This window comes from Micromonospora sp. WMMB482, assembly GCF_019038635.1.
GTDB classification, from domain to species: Bacteria; Actinomycetota; Actinomycetes; order Mycobacteriales; family Micromonosporaceae; genus Micromonospora; species Micromonospora marina.
The window spans coordinates 1-3,073 of record NZ_JAHOPD010000004.1; the positions used below are offsets into that span (position 1 = coordinate 1).

Annotated in this window: 4 protein-coding genes and 2 pseudogenes; 5 read left to right on the plus strand and 1 reads right to left on the minus strand. The window is 73.7% G+C overall.

What is annotated here, in order from left to right:
* Positions 1-392 (minus strand): hypothetical protein (locus KSK32_RS00245; RefSeq protein ID WP_374226675.1); only part of this gene is annotated, 392 nt, incomplete at its 3' end.
* 188 nt (positions 393-580) lie between these two features.
* Between KSK32_RS00245 and KSK32_RS32995 the strand changes: the two genes are divergently transcribed.
* The 5 genes and pseudogenes from KSK32_RS32995 to KSK32_RS00265 form a co-directional block, all read left to right on the plus strand.
* Positions 581-847 carry a class I SAM-dependent methyltransferase gene (locus KSK32_RS32995; protein WP_254186876.1) on the plus strand — a complete coding sequence of 89 codons (267 nt, stop codon included), beginning with the start codon at positions 581-583 and terminating at the stop codon, positions 845-847.
* 100 nt (positions 848-947) lie between these two features.
* Positions 948-1,298 carry a hypothetical protein gene (locus KSK32_RS33000; protein WP_254186877.1) on the plus strand — a complete coding sequence of 117 codons (351 nt, stop codon included), beginning with the start codon at positions 948-950 and terminating at the stop codon, positions 1,296-1,298.
* Positions 1,299-1,378: 80 nt separating this feature from the next.
* Positions 1,379-1,876, plus strand: a complete 498-nt coding sequence (locus tag KSK32_RS00255; protein WP_216927932.1) for a YcxB family protein — start codon at positions 1,379-1,381, stop codon at positions 1,874-1,876.
* A gap of 41 nt (positions 1,877-1,917) precedes the next feature.
* Positions 1,918-2,237, plus strand: a pseudogene (locus KSK32_RS00260) (PadR family transcriptional regulator).
* 31 nt (positions 2,238-2,268) lie between these two features.
* Positions 2,269-3,073 (plus strand): annotated as a pseudogene (locus tag KSK32_RS00265) (hypothetical protein); the annotation flags it as partial.

Here is a 3,073-nt window from a genome sequence, read left to right on the forward strand (position 1 = left end):
CCAGACCTGGCCGCCCCACCCAGCACGCCCCGGTGCGACGCCACCCCGGCCGCGTTGACCAGCAGCCACTCGTCGCCCGGGGCGCTGTCGTGGAACGCCACGTACAGGTCGATGCTCGGGGCGAACAACTGCGTCTCCAGCTCCGGGAACGCGTTCATCACCGCCGGCCACTGGAGACTGTCCACCAGGATCACGGACCGGCAGGCGTCCAGCCACGGGTCGTCGAAGGTGGCCTGCGGCCGGAACCGGGCCCAGCTGAACGCCACCGGCGCCGGCGTCTCCAGCGTGGTCCGCCCGGCCAGCTCCCGCAGCGTGACGCAGTCGTGCCAGGGCGGCACGCCCCGCCCCTCCGCCTCCAGCATCAGCAACGGCGCGAGCCGCCTCGTGGACACCTTCGGCCTGACGGCTGGCCGGGGCTGCTGCGTCTGCTGGAGACCGACGGCCCCGCCGAGGTCGTCCGCCGGTCCGGCAGGCGGAGTCGCGCGGTGGCGTCGCCACCGACGACGCGACTGTCGTCTGCCGGCTCTGACCGTGCGAAAGCTCGCTGCGCGGACCCGCCGTGCTCGTGTTGACTGCGGCGATGGACCGTCAACGGCTCAGCAACATCGCGCACTCGCACCACCCGATCGCGGCTCCGGTCTCCGGTGTCGACGTCAACCGGCTGCTGCGCCGGGCCGGTCGCCGGCCGGCGGCCCGCATCCTCGACCTGGGTTGCGGTGAGGCCGCCTGGGCGTTGCAGGCGCTCGCGCACCACCCGGACGGGCACGCCGACGGCGTGGACCTCAACCCGTACGCGCTCGAACGCGCCGCGGAGGCCGCCGCTGTGCGCGGCCTCGCCGACCGCTGACGCTGCACGAGCGCGACGCCCGGTCGTACGTGCCGGACGGCGACTACGACCTGGTGCTCTGCGTCGGGTCGACGCACGCGTTCGGGGGTTCGGCGGGACGTTGGAACTGGCCGGCCGACACGTGAACCCCGACGGCATCCTGCTGGTCGGCGAGGGCTTCTGGCAGGTGCCGCCGACGCCGGAGGCGCTTGCCGCGCTGGGCGCGAAGCCCGACGACCACACCGACCTCGCCGGCCTGGTCGACGCCGCCGAGCAGGCCGGCTGGGCCCCGGTGTACGGGCATGTCAGCGACATCGCGGAGTGGGACGACTACGAGTGGTCGTGGACCGGCTCGCTGACCGAGTGGGCGCTGGACAATCCGGGTCACCCGGACGCCGCCGCTGCGCTCACCGCCGCCGGGAGCACCGGGACCAGTGGCTGCGCGGATACCGCGGCGTGCTGGGTTTCGTGACGCTGGTGCTGCGCCGGACCTGACCGGCGCGCTACGCGGGTCCGGCTCGGCACAGGCGGGCGGAGGACTATCGTTCGGGCGTGCAGATCCGTTTCGCCGTACCGGCCGACCCCGCCTATCCGGCCCGCGTGGCCGCCGCGCTCGCCGCCGCCCGGCTGCGCCGGTTCGGCTACATCGGCGCGGCTCTCGCCGCGATCGGGGTGATCGGCTGGGTCGCCTCGCAGGCGTCGGAGCGGGGAGACCGCTTCGCGTCGCTGTGGACCGCGTTCGTCGTGGCCGGCGTGCTGTCGATGCTGTACGCGCCGTGGGTGCGGTGGCGGGCCCGGCGCCGCTCCGGCGGCTACGCGGTCGAGGGCGCCTACGACATCGACGACCGCAACATCATGATGCGCAGCGGTTCGGAGTCCGGCGGCATCGCCTGGGACGGCGTCACGCGGGTCACCGAGACCCCTGATTTCTGGATCGTGTACGTGAGACGGATGCCGGCCACTGTGATCCCCCGGTGGCTGATGTCCGCCGAGGACGCCGGGAGGCTGCGCGCTTTCATGGCCGAGCGGCAGCTGCTCGGCGACCGTTGACCATGTATTGATCGGCTGTATATGTTGCCTCGGTGAGTGAGATGCGCGAGGCGACCTTCCTGATCCTGACCGCGCTGGCCGACGAGCCGCGCCACGGCTACGGATCATCCAGGAGGTCGCCGGCCTGTCCGGCGGGCGCGTCAACCTGCTGCCGGGCACCCTCTACGCCGCCCTGGACCGGCTGGTCGCGCAGGGCCTCGTCGAACACAGCCACGAAGAGGTGGTCGACGGCCGGCTGCGCCGCTACTACCGGCTGCGCGCCGACGGCCGGGCCGAACTGGCACGCCAGACCGAGCGGCTGCGACAGCTCGCGTCCGCCGCCGAGACCCGGCTGCGCGCCCTGCAGCCCCGCACCGCCTGACCCCACCGTCGCGGCCCCGTAGGGAGATACCATGCACCGCTGGCTGCTGCTGGCCTACCCCCGTGCCTACCGCCGGGCTCGCGGGGCCGAGATCCTGGAGACGGTACGGGACGTCGGCCCAGCCCACCGGCGTGCCCGGATCGCGGCGAATCTCGTACGCCATGGTCTGCGGGCCCGGCTGGGACGGCCGGCGAGCCGTTCCGTGGCGGCCTGGGCGGCGGTCTTCGCGGTGGCCTGCGGTCTGTTCGCCGGGTCTTTCGGCACCTGGCTCGCCTGGCTCGGCTCCCGCCCGCTCGACCACCGCGACCTCGCCGCCGTGGTGGGACAGCTCTACCCGGACCGGCAGGTCGACCACCTCGACCAGGACGACCCGCCCGCCGTGTTCCTCATCTACGGCCACCCGCTGAACGAGGACCTCCTGTCCGAGCTGCTGCTCGGCGACGGTGGCGAGTACGCGCCGGCCGAACTGAGCGCATCCTTCGACCAGATGCCGGCCGCCGGCCTCACCGAGCTGCGGCAGCGTCTGGACGCCGCCGGGTGGGAGCAGAGCGAGCCCGTCCACTCCAACGCGTACGATTGCATCCCCGGCCATCCACGGTGCGACCCGGCGACCATCCCCTCCGACATCACGTGTACGCCGCACGCGGCGACCACATCCTCGCCGTGGAACTCGACGCCGAGGGCTCGACGAGCCTCACCCTCAGCCGCGCCACCCCGGCGCCGCCTACCCCGCCGGCCTGCTCGGCCTCGCACTGGGCACGCTGGGCGGCTGGGTGCTGTTCGGCTGGGCCAGCCGCCGCACCGCGGGACGACGCATGCTGGTGCAGGGCCCGGCG

What these genes read in the sequence shown, in the direction of transcription:
- KSK32_RS32995 (WP_254186876.1), top strand. Translation starts at nt 581, where the DNA reads ATGGACCGTCAACGGCTCAGCAACATCGCGCACTCGCACCACCCGATC.